The sequence below is a fragment of the Pelomonas dachongensis genome, from assembly GCF_043555865.1.
Lineage (GTDB): Bacteria > Pseudomonadota > Gammaproteobacteria > Burkholderiales > Burkholderiaceae_C > Pelomonas > Pelomonas dachongensis.
In genome coordinates, this window is the sequence record NZ_JBIGHY010000002.1 from 983,063 (window position 1) to 997,821 (window position 14,759).

The window sequence follows — 14,759 nt, forward strand, 5'->3', positions numbered from 1 at the left end:
AGCGTGACGTCCCTTTCCCTGATTCGCTCGCTTCGCCCCACGGCGACCCGTCTGGCCTGCGCGGCCTTCGTCCTGTCGCTCGCCGGCTGCACGTCCCTGAATCCGTTCGCAGCGGACAAGGTCGACTACAAGACCGAATCACGGCAGACCCAGGGCCTGGAAGTCCCGCCCGACCTGACCCAGCTGGCCAAGGACAGCCGCGCCCAGGTGCAAGGCGGCTCCATCACCGCCTCGGCACTGAACGCCAACCGCCCTGCCACGACGCCCGTCGTCGCCACCAGCGCCGCCAACACGGTGGCCCTGAATGCGGCCGGCGATGTGCGCATCGAACGCAGCGGCAACGAGCGCTGGCTGCACACCAACGCCACGCCCGAGCAGCTGTGGCCGGCCCTGCGCAGCTTCTGGGAAGAGCGCGGCCTGCAGCTCGTCAAGGAACAGCCCGAACTGGGCATCATGGAAACCAACTGGGCCGAGAACCGCGCAAAGCTGCCGCAGGACATCATCCGCCAGACCATCGGCAAGGTGTTCGACGGCCTCTACTCGACTGGCGAGCGCGACATGTACCGCACCCGCATCGAGCGCAGCGCCAACGGCACCGATGTCTTCATCAGCCACCGCGGCATGCAGGAGGTCTACACCTCGCAGAGCCGTGACTCGACCTCCTGGCAGCCGCGTCCCAGCGACGCGTCGCTGGAAGCCGAGATGCTGTCGCGCCTGATGCTGAAGCTGGGCGGTCACGAAACCGCGGCCAAGGCCGTCGTTGCCGAGACTCCCGTACAGCCGGCCACCCAGGCTTCCAAGCTGGCCGTGGGCGCCGAACCGAACCGCCCGCGCCGCCCGCTGTCGGAAGTGCCGGACAGCCTCAGCGTCAACGACGCCTTCGACCGTGCTTGGCGCCGCGTGGGCCTGTCGCTGGACCGTCACGGCTTCACGATCGAAGACCGCGACCGCGCCGCCGGCCTGTTCTACCTGCGCTATGCCGACCCCGAGAAGGCCGGCCAGGAAGAGCCCAACTTCTTCCAGCGCCTGTTCGGCGCCAAGGTGTCGGAGCCGGTGCGCTACCGCGTGTCGGTCAAGTCGCAGGGCGACAAGAGCACGGTCAGTGTGCTGAACGACAAGGGCCTGGCCGTCACCGACGACAACGCCAAGCGCATCCTGAACCTGCTGATGGACGACCTGAAATAAGGTCTCCACCCCGAAGAGCGCTGCCGTGATGCGCTTTTGCAGCCTCGGCAGCGGCAGCGGCGGCAACGCCACGCTGGTCGAGGCCAGCCAGGGCATCACGAGCACCCGCGTTCTCATCGACGCGGGCTTCAGCGAGCGCGAACTGACGCGTCGCCTGGCGCGGGCCGGCTGCACGCCGGCCGACGTCGACGCGATCTTCATCACGCACGAACACGGCGACCACGTCGGCTGCGCGCCGAAGTTCGCGCAACGCCACCGCATCCCGCTGATCACCAGCCGCGGCAGCTGGCGCGCCATCGGCGGTGCGAAAATTGCGGATTTCGATGAACGCCTGCTGCGCATCGCGCGCGGTGGCGACGCCATCGCGCTGGGCGATATGGAATTGCAGCCCTTCGCCGTCCCGCACGACGCGAACGAGCCGCTGCAGTTGTGCGTCAGCGACGGCAACGCCCGCCTGGGCGTCATCACCGACCTGGGCAGCGCGCCCGACTCCGTGGCCGCCGCCCTGCAGGCCTGCCAGGCCTTGCTGCTGGAATGCAATCACGACGAGGCGATGCTGCGGGCCGGCCCCTACCCGCCGATGCTGCAGCGGCGCATTCTGGGCACGCATGGCCATCTGTCCAACGAATCCGCGGCCGATCTGCTGTCACGCTGCCGGCATGACGGCCTCGCCACCGTCGTCGCCGCCCATCTGAGCGAGCGCAACAACACGCCAGAACTGGCGCGCGCCGCACTGGCCGCGATCCTGGGCGATCAGCAGGATGCGATCCGCATCGCCGACCCCTTGCTGGGCTTGGCCTGGCTGGACGTGAGCTGAAGCGCAGATCGGGATAGGGGTCAGTCATTGTCGGCTGAGCCCCTCCCACACCACCCGGCATGCGGGTCCGCACCGGGCGGTTCGAGAGCTTGAGGTCCTTGACCTCGCTTCTGGCGAATCACATATGCCCCGCCATCGGCGCGATCAACCCTGTACCTCGATATTCATGAGGCGGGCCGTTGGCTTCGTCGCTGAAGAGATCACCCGCGGCTTCACCGCGCGCTACGCCCTCCCGCCCGGATTGCTCCAGCATCTGACGCATGGCCTCTGACATCCTCATGTCCTTGGTCACTCACTCTCGTTCGGCCCTTCGCTCTTGCCTTGTGGCCTCGTCGGCCTCGGCGCCAGCTACTACGACCTCGGCTGACTTCTCGCTCCGATTTGCACCGTCGCCCTTTCAGGCATGAGGCGAGATCTCCCCAGGTAAGAACGCACTCCTTCGCTGCACGACCGCCGGATTTACGCCGCCTGACCTTTGATCACGAGAGCTTCGCGGTTTCGTGCCCGCTCGCCCTGGTCGGCACCGCCTTCTATCCGGTTCTTGTCCATCGGCCCGCAGCTTCGCTCCACGCTTCCTCCCCACACTCGGTCGCCCTCATGCAGTTGCGCTTCGCTTCGTTCGTCGTGACCAACTTACGGGAGGACTTTCACCTCCAAGAGTGCGCCCATGCTGGGCGCACACGAGAAAAAGCCGTCGCTGCTTGCGCAGCGACGGCTTTCTCGTACGGACGAAGCGATTACTTCGAAGCGGCCGAAGCGGCGTCGACAGCAGCCGAAGCAGCGTCAACAGCAGCGCTGGCGGCGGCCGAAGCAGCATCAACAGCGGCCGAAGCAGCGGGCTCAACCACCGGTGCCGGGGGGGCCGTGACTTCGGGTTCCTTCTTGCTGCAAGCGGTCAGCGCGGCAACAGCAACCAGGGAAGCCAGCAGGATCGACTTATTCATACTTGTCCTCAAACGTTTAAACGACGGTGCACACCATAATTTTGGGGTCGTGCGTCAGTGTTTCTTTGCTCACCAACGGCCGACCCCGACAGAACAAGACGCGGAAAACCTCGAGCGCTTCCCTCGCCTAGCCCGAAATTATAGGGCTATCAATGGCAACAAGTTTCACAGCCCGAGAGTCGTCGGCGCAAATGATTCGCTGGACCGTTGCGCCAGGGCATCAAACCATTCCAGGCAACGTTGGCGCTGCGCCGTCTCCAGGCTGAGTTCGCCACGCCACAGGTGGCGGTCGAACAGCCGCAGGCTCACCGAGCCCTGCGGCCCGAGCGCCAGCAGCAGGCTTTGCGGCGCCTCCTCCAGTCTCAACTCCGGCTCCACAGCGCGGGCCGTCACGCAATGCGCCCAGTCGCGCCGCCAGCGCACGAAGCGGGGGTGCACGCGCACCACGTCGTCGTACTGCAGCGCCAGCAGGTGCAGCTGCCGCCCGGCCCGCGCCCAGGCAGTCAGCGCGGTCAAGGCGTCAGCCTGCGACAGCGGCCAGTCCGCGAAGCTCTCGTCCCACGCATGCAGTTCGCGGCAGCCCTGCTCGGCCGCCCAGCCCAGCGTGGCGATGAGCGCGCGATGGAACTCGGCACGGCCGGCAAAACTCTGTGCGTTCATGGTGTCTGCGGCTGGATCCAGCCATCCTCGGTCCACTGATCCAGCAGTTCGCGAGCCTCGGGCGACAGCCGACCAACCTCTGCGGCCGTCAGCGCGCGATGGTCCGCCAGGCGGCGCATCAGCATCGCATCGCGTCCGCCGGCACGGAAGCTCTCGCCGTTCAGGAACACCTGCGCGTCGTCGTAGAGCATGCGGCTGCGGCGATCCAGCGTGCAGGCCATGCCCGCAGGCAGCTGCTCGCCCGGCTCGAACCAGACATTGGCCTTGGGCTCGGTCAGCGCCTCGCCGAGTGCGCGCTCCAGCGCGAGTGGCCGCTGCACGGCCGCCTCGATGGCGCGGCGGGCGAAGGCCAGCAAAGCGGCTGGCACGCGGGCCGGTTCGGTCGCAGCCTCCTGGCGCGGGTCGGCGTACAGCTTGCCAGCACCGTCGACGTCATCCAGCAGGCGCGGCAACAACTCCGCCGCCAGGCCCTCCAGCGTGGAGGCACGAAAGCCCACCGACCCCGTCACGCAGCCAGGGCCGACGGCGACGCCGTCGTGCGCCCAGCCCGGCGGCAGGTAGAGCATGTCGCCCGCGTCCAGCACAAACTCTTCCTCGGGCTGGAAGTTGGCAATGATCTTCAGCGGCACGTCGTCGCGCAGCACTGCGTCCTTCTGCGCCCCGATGCGCCAGCGGCGCTGGCCGGCCAACTGGATCAGGAAGACATCGTAGGAGTCGAAGTGCGGGCCGACACCGCCGCCGTCGCTGGCGACGGACAGCATCAGGTCGTCGAGCCGCGCCGCGGGAATGAAGCCGAACCGGTCCAGCAACGCTCGCGCGCCGGCCAGGTGCTGGTCCAGCCCCTGCACGAGCAGCGTCCAGCCGGGTTTGCTCATGGGGGGCAGTCGGGCGATGGGGCCGTGCTTGAGCTTCCAGTCGCCGTCGAAGGCCGTGACGAGGCGCGATTCGACATCGTCTCTTGCGGCCAGGGCGGCCAGGTCTTTCAACGAGGCAGGCGGGCTGATGCCGTGAAAGGCCTGGCGCGCCAGCAGCGGCTTCTTCTGCCAGTGCTTGCGCATGAACTGCGCCGGGCTCAGGCCGGCGAGCATGGGGGTCGGGATGTCAATCTGCATGCAGGCATTGTGCCGATGCGAAAATGCGCGGATGCAAGTGACCCGCCCCTGTGTCGTCTCCCTGCGCTGGAGACTCGACGATGCCCAGGGCCAGCTCATCGACGAGCTGGCCGAACCGATGGAATTCCTGCTCGGCGGAGAGGATTTGTTCGCCAAAGTCGAAGCTGCACTGGAAGGCCAGGAAGTCGGCTTCGAGACCGACCTGGCGCTGCAGCCCGAAGAGGCCTTCGGCGACTACGACTCCGGCCTGGTCTGCTTCGAGGCCCGCGCCCTGTTCCCGTCAGACGTGGAGCCTGGCATGCAGTTCGAGGGTCTGCCGGAAGGCGCGGCGACCGAAGCCATGCCGGAGGCGGTCTACACCGTCACCGAGGTCTACCCGGAGCATGTGGTGCTGGACGGCAACCACCCGCTGGCCGGCATCGGCTTGCGCATGCACCTGACGTTGCTGGACGTGCGTCCGGCGACGGAAGCCGAGATCCAGGCCGGCTCGGTGGGCGAGCCCATCTTCATGGTGCAGACCGGCGCACCGCCGGACGAGTCGCTGCACTGAACACCAAAGGCGCCGCACGGCGCCTTTGCTTTCATGCCTTGCCGGTGGAGCCGAATCCGCCGGCACCTCGCGACGACGTGTCGAAGCTGTCCACGCGGCGGAAGGCCGCCTGCACGACGGGCACGATGACCAGCTGGGCGATGCGCTCGAACGGCTGGACGGTGAACTCGGCCTGGCCGCGGTTCCAGCAGCTGACCATCAGTTGCCCTTGGTAGTCGCTGTCGATCAGCCCGACGAGGTTGCCGAGCACGATGCCGTGTTTGTGGCCCAACCCGGAACGCGGCAGGATGATGGCGGCCAGGCCCGGGTCGGCGATGTGGATGGCCAGGCCGGTCGGGATCAGCGTCGTCTGGCCGGGTGCCAGCGTGATCGCTTCGTCGAGGCAGGCGCGCAGGTCGAGGCCGGCGCTGCCGGGGGTCGCGTAGGCGGGAAGCTGCTCGGCCATGCGGGCGTCGAGCACTTGCAAGTCGATCTGGTGCATTGATTAAAGGCGTTTGGAGAGTTCGGCGATCAGCTCGCGCGCCAGGCTGAGCTTGTCCGCACGGGGCAGTTCGCGCTGGCCCTGCTCGTCGATGAGCAGCAGCGCGTTGTCGTCGCGACCGAAGGTGGCCGGGCCCAGGTTGGCGACGATGAGCGGGATGCCCTTGCGGCGGCGCTTGGCCTCGGCGTGCTCGGCGAGCTTCTCGCTCTCGGCGGCAAAGCCGACGCAGTACGGCGGCTGGGGCAGCTTCGCGACGGCGGCGAGGATGTCGGGGTTCTCGGTCATCGCGAGGGTCGGTGCCACACCGCCCAAATTGGCACCGCCTTCCGCCTTCTTCAACTTGTGCTCATGCGTCTGCGCCGGACGCCAGTCGGCGACGGCGGCGCTGGCGATGAAGGCGTGCTGGTGGGCGGCCATCGGCAGCACCGCATCGAACATCTGCTGCGCGGACTGCACGTCGATGCGCCGCACGCCGCGCGGCGTCGGCAGGTGCACCGGGCCGGACACCAGCGTGACCTCGGCGCCCGCCTCGGCCGCGGCACGAGCGATGGCGAAGCCCATCTTGCCGCTGCTGTGGTTGGTGATGCCGCGCACCGGGTCGATGGGCTCGAAGGTCGGGCCGGCGGTGATGAGCAACTTCTTGCCGCGCAACGATTTCGGCGCCAGGAAGGCCTCGAGGTCGTCGAAAATCTCCTGCGCTTCCAGCATGCGGCCGTCACCGATCTCGCCGCAGGCCTGGTCGCCACTGGCGGGGCCGATGACAGTCGCACCATCGGCTGTGAGCTGGGCCACATTGCGCTGCGTGGCTGGGTGGGCCCACATTTCGCGGTTCATGGCCGGCACGACGAGCAACGGGCATTCATCGATGCGGCGGGCCAGCGCCGTCAGGCTGACAAGGTCGTCCGCCCTTCCCTGCGCCAGCGCGGCGATGGCGTCGGCGCTGGCGGGCGCCAGCAGCATCACGTCGGCCTCGCGGCTGAGGTTGATGTGGGCCATGTTGTTGCCGGGCCGCGCGTCCCAGGGGCTGGTGTAGACGGGGCGGCCGGACAGCGCCTGCATCGTAACGGCGGTGATGAAGGCTTCGGCGCCCTCGGTCATCATGACCTGCACGGTCGCGCCGCCCTTCACGAGCAGCCGCGTCAGCTCTGCGATCTTGTAGCCGGCGATGCCGCCGGTCATGGCCAGAAGGATGTGTTTGCCGTGCAGTGGACTCATCAGCGTTTCCTGAACACCAGGTCCCACACGCCATGTCCGAGCTTGATGCCGCGGTTCTCGAACTTGGTCAGGGGGCGGTAGGCGGGCTTGTCAGCGTAACCCGTTGCAGCGGCCGCGGTGTTCAGGAGATGGGGCTCGGCCGACAGCACATCAAGCATCTGCTCGGCGTAGGGTTGCCAGTCGGTGGCCAGGTGCAGGTAGCCACCGGGCTTGATGTGCTTCACCAGGTTGGCCACGAAAGGTGCCTGGATCAGGCGGCGCTTGTTGTGGCGCTTTTTGTGCCAGGGGTCGGGGAAGAAGATGTGCACGCCGTCCAGGGCGGCCTCGCCGACCATGTCGCGCAGCACCTCGACCGCGTCGTGCTGGACGATGCGGATGTTCCCGATCTCGCGCTCGCCAATCAGCTTCAGCAGTGCGCCGACGCCGGGCTCGTGCACTTCGCAGCCGATGAAATCGTGGTCGGGCAACGTAGCGGCGATGTCGGCGGTAGCGGCACCCATGCCGAAGCCGATTTCAAGCACCAGTGGCGCGCTGCGGCCAAAGATCGCGGCGGCATCGAGCCGCTCGACCTTGTAGGGCAGAACAAACTTGGGTCCCAGCTCGGTCAATGCCTTGATCTGGCCCGTGCCCATGCGGCCGGGCCGCGTGACGAAGCTTTTGATCGCGCGGCGTGGCGGCTGGACCTGCTTGACCTCGTCGTCGCTCATCAGCCCACCTCGGCCATGATCATGGGCGTGGCGGCCACGTCGACATCGCCCAGCGTGCAGGCGGCCAGGTAAGCGCCGATGGCGCGGTCGGCAGCGGCATCGTCGGCGGCGTGGATCAGCGCCAGCGGCTGACCGGCCGCCACGCGCGTGCCCAGCGGCTGCACGCCGGAGAAGCCCACGCGCATGTCGATGGCATCGCCCGCCTTGCGGCGGCCACCGCCCAGCTCGACGATGGCCACACCCAGGTCGCGCGTCGACATGGTCGTGATGACGCCGTCACGAGGCGACGGCACGGGCTTCACGACGGGCGCGGCCGTCAGATAGGCGTCCGGGCGTTCCATCAGGTCGGCTGGGCCTCCCAGGGCCACGACCATCTGGGCGAACTTCTCGGCGGCGGCGCCGGAGTCCAGCGCGGCCTGCAGCTTCACGCGCGCGGCGGCGGTGTCGGCAGCCAGGTTGCCCAGCACCAGCATTTCGGCGCACAGCGCCAGCGTGACCTCGTGCAGGCGCGGCTCGCGGTGCTTGCCGGTCAGGTAGTGGATGGTCTCGATGACTTCCAGCGAGTTGCCGACATCGGTGCCCAGGACCTGGTTCATGTCGGTGATCAGCGCACGCGTCCTCAGGCCTGCGCCGCCGGCGACCGCGACGATGCTCTCGGCCAGCTCCTTCGCGAACTCGGGCGTGGACGCGAAGGCGCCGTTGCCGCACTTGATGTCCATGGCCAGGCCTTCGAGGCCCGCGGCCAGCTTTTTGGACAGGATGCTGGCGGTGATCAACGGCACGCTCTCGACCGTGGCCGTCACGTCGCGCGTCGCGTAGAAGCGCTTGTCGGCCGGAGCCAGGTCAGCGGTCTGGCCGATGATGGCGCAGCCGAGGGAACGGACGATCTGGTCGAAGCGCGCCGGGTCGGGCGTCGTCGTGTAACCGGGAATGGCTTCCAGCTTGTCGACCGTGCCGCCGGTGTGGCCCAGGCCGCGGCCGGCGATCATCGGCACATAGCCGCCGCACGCGGCGACCATGGGCGCCAGCATCAGGCTGACCTTGTCGCCCACGCCGCCGCTGCTGTGCTTGTCCAGCACCGGGCCGGGCATGTCCGGCCAGCGCATCACGCGGCCGGAGTTCATCATCGCGCGCGTCAGCAGCACGGCCTCGTCGCGGCCCATGCCGCGCAGGAACACGGCCATGCCGAGCGCGGCGACCTGGCCTTCGCTCCAGCTGTTGTGCGTCAGGCCATCGACGAAGTTCTGGATCTGAAGCGCGTTGAGCGCGTGGCCGTCGCGCTTGGCGCGGATGATTTCTTGGGCAAGCATGGTCAATACGTGGAGTTCGTGGCGACGGAGTCGGCACCGGCGAGGACGGATTCGATGTCGGTCAGCAGGCCGCTGGCGCCGAAGCGCAGGCGCTGCGGGTTCAGCGCCGCGTCGCCGAGAGCAGCGCGGGTCTGCGCGATGTAGCCGGCGGCATCCGCCACGGAGCGCACGCCGCCCGAGGCCTTGAAGCCGGCGGCGGACAGGCCGCTGGCCTTGATTTCCTTCAGCATCGCAGCAGCCGCAGCCGGCGTGGCGCCCACCCGGGACTTGCCGGTGCTGGTCTTGACGAAATCGGCGCCAGAAGCGAGCGCCAGGCGCGTGGCCTGGGCGATGCGGTCGGTCGTCACGAGTTCGCCGGCTTCGATGATGACCTTCAGGGTCAGCGGGCGGCTCGCGAACCGAACTTCGGACAGGAACTCGGCGACGTCGGAGGACTGGTCCGCCAGCAGCGTCCGGTAAGGCAGCACGACATCGACCTCGTCACCGCCGGCTAGGGCGATCTCGGCGATGTCGCCCAGCGCGCGCTGCAAGTCGAGCGCGCCGTCGGGGAAGTTGGCGACGGCTGCCACCTTGATGGACGCCGGCAGGGTTTCACGCGCCTGCGCCACGAAGCGCGGCCAGACGCAGACTGCGGCTACGTTGCCATGGGGCGTCTGCGCGCGCCGGCACAGCGCCTCGATGTCGGCGGCTGTGTCGGCGTCGTTGAGGCTGGTGAGGTCCAGGCAGGCCAGCGCCGTGCGGGCCGCGGACTGCAGGTCGGTGGTCACAGCGCTGCGTCCTTGAAGCTGCTCACCAGCGCGGCCAGGAACGCGGAAGCGCGCTCACCGGACAGCTGCGCCTGCTTGAGCGTCAAGTCATGCGTCAGCGCCTCGGCAGACAGGCCAGCGGCCATGTTGGTCATCAGCGCAATGCCCATGACCTTCAAGCCGGCATGGCGGGCCAGGATGGTCTCGGGCACGGTGCTCATGCCGACGGCGTCGGCGCCCCAGGCCGCGAACATGCGGATCTCGGCCGGCGTCTCGAACTGCGGGCCCAGCGCCCAGCAGTAGGTGCCCTCGCCCAACATCAGATTCTCGTGCTTGGCCAGCGCCAGCGCGTGCTTGCGCAGGTCGGCGTCGTAGGCGTTGACCATGTCGACGAAGCGGTGGCTGCCCTGCTCGCCCACCAGCGGGCTGCGCTGCGGCGCGTTGATGTGGTCGGCGATCAGCATCAGGCTGCCAGGCGGCATGTGGCTGCGCAGCGAGCCGGAGGCGTTGGTCTGCACGAGCAGCTTCACGCCCCAGCGCTTCAGCGAGCGCAGCGCACCGGCCATGCCGGTGCAGTCGCCGCTCTCGTAGGTGTGGGCGCGGCCGCGCAGGAAAATGACGCGCTGCCCGCCGATGTGGCCCACGACGATCTCGTTGACGTGGCCTTCGACCTTGGGCTGCGGGAACGCCGGCAGCTCGGTGTAGGGCAGATGCTTCGCGTCCTGCACATGGCTGACCGCGCCGGCCCAGCCGGAGCCGAGCACGACAGCAACTTCAGGCGCGTGGCCGAACAGGGATTGCAGCTTCTCGACGCTCGCGGTGATCGCGGGGTCGAGGGTCTTGTTGTCGATCATGGGGAACCTCAGATGTTCAAGTGAGCAGGCCCGAAGCTGTGCGGGAGCAGCTCGGCCAGGGTCCAGCGTTGGCGGATACCGCCAGGATCGCCGGCAATGATGACAAGCTCTTCCGGCACGGAGAACTCGCGGAGCTTCTGGCGACAGCCGCCGCACGGCGTGATGATGTCTGGCCCGGGGCCGGTCACCAGCGCCACCCGGGCCTGCTTGCCGCCGGCCATCAGCATGGCCGTCAGCGCCGAGGGCTCGGCGCACCATCCCTGCGGGTACGACGCGTTCTCAACGTTGGCGCCGATGTGGATGCGGCCCTGTTCGTCCAGGATGGCGACGCCGACCTTGTATTTGGAATACGGCGCGTGCGCGAGCTCGCGGGCACGCAGCGACTCGGCGAGCAGGCGATCCAGCAGATCTTGGGAGAGGTCCATCGGCGTTCCTTCACCGTTCTTTGACGTAAGGCCGGCCCAGCGCCCTCGGGGCGATGGCAGAGCCGATGAAGCCAGCCAACAGAACGACCGTCAAGATGTACGGCAACGCCTGGATCAGCTGCACGGGAACTTCGCCCCCGCCCAATGCCGCGGGCAACGCCACGCCCTGCATGCGGATCGCCACCGCATCCAGAAAACCGAACAGCAGGCAGGCGCCCATCGTCGGCAGCGGCTTCCACTTGCCGAAGATCATCGCGGCCAGCGCGATGAAGCCGCGCCCGGCCGTCATGTTGGGCGAGAAGGACGCGTTCTGCGCCAGCGTGAGATACGCGCCCGCCAGGCCGCACAACACGCCGTTCATCAGCAGCGCCCGATAGCGCAGCCCTTGCACCGACATGCCCGCCGCTTCGACCATGGCCGGGTTCTCACCCACCGCACGCAGGCGCAGGCCGGGGCGCGTGCGCTCCAGGAAGAACCACACCGCCGCAACCATCAGGAAGGCCGCATAGACCAGCGCGTTGTGGCTCAGGAAACCGTGGCCAAAGACGGACGCGAACCAGTGGCCGGGCTGCGGCTCGGCAAAGCCGGGCACAACCGCCGTCAGGCGCACGTCGGATTCGATGGGCGGCGTCTGCCCGCCCTGCTGGAACCACGCGATGCCCAGCACGACAGTGAGGCCGGCGGCGATCATGTTCAGCGCGACGCCGGACACGACCTGGTCGCCCCGGTTGGACACGCAGGCGAAGCCGTGCACCAGCGACGCGAGACAGGCCACGCCGACGCCCGCCAGCAAGCCGTAGGCGGTGGAATGCGTGACCGAGGCTGCGGCCGCCGCGGCGAAGGCCGCGAACAGCATCTTGCCCTCCAGACCCAGGTCCACCACGCCGGCACGCTCGGACAGCACACCCGCCATCGCGCACAGCAGCAGCGGCGCGCTGACGCGCAGCGTGGACGCCAGCACCGAGGCGATCAGGACTTCATCCATCAGCGGCCTCCCTCTTTGCGTTTCATGACCGCATAGGCCTTGGCGAACAGCGGTGCGCTGACGGTGGCCATCGCGCCGGAGAACAGCACGATCAGGCCCTGCGCCGTGACGACCATCTCGCGGCTGAAGCCCTGCAGCTCGAACGACACCTCGACGCCGCCCTGGTACAGCACGCCGAACAGCAGCGACGCCAGCACGATGCCGACCGGATGATTGCGCCCCATCAGCGACACGGCGATGCCGGTGAAGCCGGCGCCGGCGACGAAGTCCAGCGTCAGCTTGCCCTGAACGCCGGAGATCTCGTTGATGCCCACCATGCCGGCCAGGCCGCCGGAGATGGCCATGGCCAGCAGCACCTGCAGCCGCGGGCGGATGCCGGCATAGTGCGCGGCGCGCGGCGCACTGCCCACCGCACGCACGGCGTAACCGGCAGCGCTCTTCCACAGGAACCAGCCGACGAACACGCAGGCGACCAGCGCAATAACGAGGCTGAGGTTCAGCGGCGACGACGGCAGCTCGTAGCCCATCGCGGCGGCGATCTGGTGCAGGCCGGGCATGCGCGCCGACTCGGCGAACTCGGCGGACTCGACCGCCATGCTGCCGGCCGGGCGCAGCCAGTTCACCAGCAGGTAGCCGTTCAGACCGGCCGCCAGGAAATTGAACATGATCGTCGTGATGACGATGTGGCTGCCGCGCCAGGCCTGCAGGTAGGCCGGCACGGCGGCCCACAGCATGCCGAACAGCGCGCCGGCGATGACCAGCAGCGGCAGCATGACCGCCGCCGGCAGCGAGGCGCCCAGCCACAACGCCACCAGCGCCACACCCACACCGCCCAGCGTCGCCTGGCCTTCGCCGCCGATGTTGAACAGCCCGGCATGGATGGCGACCGCCACAGCGAGGCCGGTGAAGATGAAGGTCGTCGCGTAGTACAGCGAGTAGCCCAGGCCACGCGCACTGCCGAGCGCGCCGTTCAACAGCACCGTCAGCGCCTGCCAGGGGCTGTGGCCGATGACCATGACGACGAGGCCTGCCACAACCAGCGCTATGGCGAGATTCCACAGCGGCAGCAGGCCGATGTCGATCCAGCGGGGAAGTTGCAACGGCTGGCTCATGTCTGCCCCTCGCCCGCGACTTCACGCAGGCGATTCCCCGAGGGGATACGAGCCAGCTCGGGAGCGGCCCAGCGCTCGGCTCGCTTCATGCAGCAGCCCTTTCTTCTTGTGCGGCCATCAACAGGCCAAGGCGTTTCTCGTCGCACTCGTCGATGGCGAGTTCACCGGTGATGCGGCCGGCGTTCATGACCAGCACGCGGTCGGCCAGCGCCAGGATCTCGTCCAGCTCGCTGCTGACGAGCAGCACCGCGCAGCCGGCGTCGCGCAGCGCGCGCAGCTGGCCGTGGATGAACTCGATGGCGCCGATGTCGACACCGCGCGTGGGCTGGCCCACCAGCAACACGGTCGGCTGCTCGCCGATCTCGCGGGCGAGGATGAGCTTCTGCTGATTGCCGCCGGAGAACTTGGACGAGCCCAGGTTCTCGTCGCGCGGGCGCACATCAAAGCGCTGCTGCATCTGCTTCGTCGCGTCGCGCATCGCGGCGTGGTTCATCGCCGCACCGCGGCGGTACTTGGGCAGGTTCTGGTAGCCCAGGACCGCTGATTCCCAGGCCGGAAAGCTCATGACCAGACCGACCGCGTGGCGGTCTTCGGGCACGTGCGCGAGCCTCAGCCCGCGGGCCTGCGCGGTGTCTAGCCAGGCTTGCGGCGCGAACGGCTGCCCGCCCAGCTCCATGCGACCGCCCTCAGGCGCGCGCAGGCCCGACAACACCTCCAGCAGCTCGCTCTGGCCGTTGCCGGACACGCCGGCCACACCGACGATCTCGCCCGCCTTCAGCGTCAGGGTGACGTCCTTTAGCGCTGGCACGCCGTTGGCATGCTTCAGGCTGAGGCCGGACGCCTGCAGGCGGACCTCGCCGGCACGGACTTCCAGACCCTCGGGCCGGCCCAAGGTGACCTTGCGACCGACCATGGACTCGGCCAGCGCCCCCTCGCTCCACAGCGTGATGTCGCGCGTCTCGACCACCTGACCCGCGCGCATCACCGTCACGGCGCTGCACAGGCTCATCACCTCGCGCAGTTTGTGCGTGATGAGGATGATGGTGGTGCCGCGCTCCTTCAGCTTGCGCAGCGTGACGAAGAGTTGGTCCGTCTCCTGCGGGGTCAGCACCGCCGTGGGCTCGTCCAGGATCAGGATCCGCGCGCCGCGGTACAGCGCCTTCAGGATCTCCAGCCGCTGCAGCTCGCCCACCGGCAGTTCGCTGACTCGCGCGTCCAGGTGCACCTGCAGGCCGGTCTCGGCCATCAGCGCGTCGAGCTGGGTCCTGACCCTGGCCTTGGACGGCGTCAGGAAGAAGCCGCCCTCGGCGCCGAGCATGATATTTTCCAGGCAGGTCAGCGTCTCGACCAGCATGAAATGCTGGTGGACCATGCCAATGCCCAGCTGAATGGCCTGCTGAGAGTTGGCGATGTGGACGGTCTGGCCGTTGACCTCGATGGTTCCCGAGTCGGCCTGGTAGTAGCCGTACAGGATGGCCATCAACGTGCTCTTGCCGGCGCCGTTCTCGCCGACAAGGCCGTGCACGCTGCCCGGCGCGATATCGAAAGACACCTCGCGATTGGCCTGCACGGCGCCGAAGCGCTTGGAAATGCCTTGAAGGCGGACAGCGGGTTGGGCTTGCTCTGGCATGTCAGCGCGAGATCGCTCTTGAGTCA

Annotated in this window: 16 protein-coding genes; 3 read left to right on the forward strand and 13 right to left on the reverse strand. The window is 68.2% G+C overall.

All coding sequences use genetic code 11. From position 1 onward, the window contains the following. Positions 1 to 3 precede the first annotated feature (3 nt). Positions 4 to 1,185 carry an outer membrane protein assembly factor BamC gene (bamC, locus tag ACG02S_RS09065; RefSeq protein WP_394470111.1) on the forward strand — a complete coding sequence of 394 codons (1,182 nt, stop codon included), beginning with the start codon at positions 4 to 6 and terminating at the stop codon, positions 1,183 to 1,185. 28 nt (positions 1,186 to 1,213) lie between these two features. Next, positions 1,214 to 2,002, forward strand: coding sequence for an MBL fold metallo-hydrolase (locus tag ACG02S_RS09070; RefSeq protein WP_394470159.1), 789 nt, complete (start codon positions 1,214 to 1,216; stop codon positions 2,000 to 2,002). A 118-nt stretch (positions 2,003 to 2,120) separates the two neighbouring features. Here ACG02S_RS09070 and ACG02S_RS09075 read toward each other — a convergent pair whose 3' ends face one another. The 3 genes from ACG02S_RS09075 to ACG02S_RS09085 all read right to left on the reverse strand — a co-directional run bounded on the left by ACG02S_RS09075 (position 2,121) and on the right by ACG02S_RS09085 (position 4,718). Further along, positions 2,121 to 2,264, reverse strand: coding sequence for a hypothetical protein (locus tag ACG02S_RS09075; protein ID WP_394470112.1), 144 nt, complete (start codon positions 2,262 to 2,264; stop codon positions 2,121 to 2,123). Between the two features lie 847 nt (positions 2,265 to 3,111). After that, positions 3,112 to 3,606, reverse strand: coding sequence for a hypothetical protein (locus tag ACG02S_RS09080; RefSeq protein WP_394470113.1), 495 nt, complete (start codon positions 3,604 to 3,606; stop codon positions 3,112 to 3,114). Beyond that, complete coding sequence (locus ACG02S_RS09085) at positions 3,603 to 4,718, reverse strand: JmjC domain-containing protein (protein WP_394470114.1); 1,116 nt, start codon at positions 4,716 to 4,718, stop codon at positions 3,603 to 3,605. The genes ACG02S_RS09080 and ACG02S_RS09085 overlap by 4 nt, the downstream gene beginning before the upstream one ends. Before the next feature lie 31 nt (positions 4,719 to 4,749). Between ACG02S_RS09085 and ACG02S_RS09090 the strand changes: the two genes are divergently transcribed. Beyond that, positions 4,750 to 5,268, forward strand: a complete 519-nt coding sequence (locus tag ACG02S_RS09090) for an FKBP-type peptidyl-prolyl cis-trans isomerase (RefSeq protein ID WP_394470115.1) — start codon at positions 4,750 to 4,752, stop codon at positions 5,266 to 5,268. Positions 5,269 to 5,299: 31 nt separating this feature from the next. Here the strand turns inward: ACG02S_RS09090 and dut are convergent, their stop codons facing one another. The 10 genes from dut to ACG02S_RS09140 all read right to left on the reverse strand — a co-directional run bounded on the left by dut (position 5,300) and on the right by ACG02S_RS09140 (position 14,733). Then, positions 5,300 to 5,749: a dUTP diphosphatase gene (gene dut, locus ACG02S_RS09095; RefSeq protein ID WP_394470116.1), complete on the reverse strand. Its 450-nt coding sequence runs from the start codon at positions 5,747 to 5,749 to the stop codon at positions 5,300 to 5,302. Between the two features lie 3 nt (positions 5,750 to 5,752). Beyond that, positions 5,753 to 6,964 (reverse strand): bifunctional phosphopantothenoylcysteine decarboxylase/phosphopantothenate--cysteine ligase CoaBC, encoded by a 1,212-nt coding sequence (gene coaBC / locus ACG02S_RS09100; protein ID WP_394470117.1) that lies wholly within the window; start codon positions 6,962 to 6,964, stop codon positions 5,753 to 5,755. Continuing rightward, a complete protein-coding gene (gene trmB / locus ACG02S_RS09105) occupies positions 6,964 to 7,671 on the reverse strand; it encodes a tRNA (guanosine(46)-N7)-methyltransferase TrmB (protein ID WP_394470118.1) in 708 nt (235 codons plus the stop codon). The genes coaBC and trmB overlap by 1 nt, the downstream gene beginning before the upstream one ends. After that, complete coding sequence (deoA, locus tag ACG02S_RS09110; protein WP_394470119.1) at positions 7,671 to 8,981, reverse strand: thymidine phosphorylase; 1,311 nt, start codon at positions 8,979 to 8,981, stop codon at positions 7,671 to 7,673. The genes trmB and deoA overlap by 1 nt, the downstream gene beginning before the upstream one ends. Before the next feature lie 2 nt (positions 8,982 to 8,983). Continuing rightward, positions 8,984 to 9,748, reverse strand: coding sequence for a deoxyribose-phosphate aldolase (deoC, locus tag ACG02S_RS09115; protein ID WP_394470120.1), 765 nt, complete (start codon positions 9,746 to 9,748; stop codon positions 8,984 to 8,986). Then, positions 9,745 to 10,581, reverse strand: a complete 837-nt coding sequence (locus tag ACG02S_RS09120) for a purine-nucleoside phosphorylase (RefSeq protein ID WP_394470121.1) — start codon at positions 10,579 to 10,581, stop codon at positions 9,745 to 9,747. Before ACG02S_RS09120 ends, deoC begins: the two co-directional genes overlap by 4 nt. A gap of 8 nt (positions 10,582 to 10,589) precedes the next feature. After that, complete coding sequence (gene cdd, locus ACG02S_RS09125; RefSeq protein WP_394470122.1) at positions 10,590 to 11,006, reverse strand: cytidine deaminase; 417 nt, start codon at positions 11,004 to 11,006, stop codon at positions 10,590 to 10,592. Positions 11,007 to 11,016: 10 nt separating this feature from the next. Further along, positions 11,017 to 11,991 carry an ABC transporter permease gene (locus tag ACG02S_RS09130; RefSeq protein WP_394470123.1) on the reverse strand — a complete coding sequence of 325 codons (975 nt, stop codon included), beginning with the start codon at positions 11,989 to 11,991 and terminating at the stop codon, positions 11,017 to 11,019. Next, entirely contained in the window at positions 11,991 to 13,103 is a 1,113-nt protein-coding gene (locus ACG02S_RS09135; protein ID WP_394470124.1) for an ABC transporter permease, read from the reverse strand. The genes ACG02S_RS09130 and ACG02S_RS09135 overlap by 1 nt, the downstream gene beginning before the upstream one ends. Positions 13,104 to 13,188: 85 nt before the next feature. Then, the gene (locus ACG02S_RS09140) at positions 13,189 to 14,733 is read right to left on the reverse strand and encodes an ABC transporter ATP-binding protein (protein WP_394470125.1); all 1,545 of its coding nucleotides are present in this window, start codon (positions 14,731 to 14,733) and stop codon (positions 13,189 to 13,191) included. Positions 14,734 to 14,759: the final 26 nt, after the last annotated feature.

Excerpts from the sequence above, each read along its gene's own strand:
- ACG02S_RS09070 (WP_394470159.1), top strand. The coding sequence starts at position 1,214 with ATGCGCTTTTGCAGCCTCGGCAGCGGCAGCGGCGGCAACGCCACGCTG.
- ACG02S_RS09075 (WP_394470112.1), bottom strand. The coding sequence starts at position 2,264 with ATGCGTCAGATGCTGGAGCAATCCGGGCGGGAGGGCGTAGCGCGCGGT.
- ACG02S_RS09080 (WP_394470113.1), bottom strand. The coding sequence starts at position 3,606 with ATGAACGCACAGAGTTTTGCCGGCCGTGCCGAGTTCCATCGCGCGCTC.
- ACG02S_RS09085 (WP_394470114.1), bottom strand. The coding sequence starts at position 4,718 with ATGCAGATTGACATCCCGACCCCCATGCTCGCCGGCCTGAGCCCGGCG.
- ACG02S_RS09090 (WP_394470115.1), top strand. The coding sequence starts at position 4,750 with ATGCAAGTGACCCGCCCCTGTGTCGTCTCCCTGCGCTGGAGACTCGAC.
- dut (WP_394470116.1), bottom strand. The coding sequence starts at position 5,749 with ATGCACCAGATCGACTTGCAAGTGCTCGACGCCCGCATGGCCGAGCAG.
- coaBC (WP_394470117.1), bottom strand. The coding sequence starts at position 6,964 with ATGAGTCCACTGCACGGCAAACACATCCTTCTGGCCATGACCGGCGGC.
- trmB (WP_394470118.1), bottom strand. The coding sequence starts at position 7,671 with ATGAGCGACGACGAGGTCAAGCAGGTCCAGCCGCCACGCCGCGCGATC.
- deoA (WP_394470119.1), bottom strand. The coding sequence starts at position 8,981 with ATGCTTGCCCAAGAAATCATCCGCGCCAAGCGCGACGGCCACGCGCTC.
- ACG02S_RS09120 (WP_394470121.1), bottom strand. The coding sequence starts at position 10,581 with ATGATCGACAACAAGACCCTCGACCCCGCGATCACCGCGAGCGTCGAG.
- cdd (WP_394470122.1), bottom strand. The coding sequence starts at position 11,006 with ATGGACCTCTCCCAAGATCTGCTGGATCGCCTGCTCGCCGAGTCGCTG.
- ACG02S_RS09130 (WP_394470123.1), bottom strand. The coding sequence starts at position 11,991 with ATGGATGAAGTCCTGATCGCCTCGGTGCTGGCGTCCACGCTGCGCGTC.
- ACG02S_RS09135 (WP_394470124.1), bottom strand. The coding sequence starts at position 13,103 with ATGAGCCAGCCGTTGCAACTTCCCCGCTGGATCGACATCGGCCTGCTG.
- ACG02S_RS09140 (WP_394470125.1), bottom strand. The coding sequence starts at position 14,733 with ATGCCAGAGCAAGCCCAACCCGCTGTCCGCCTTCAAGGCATTTCCAAG.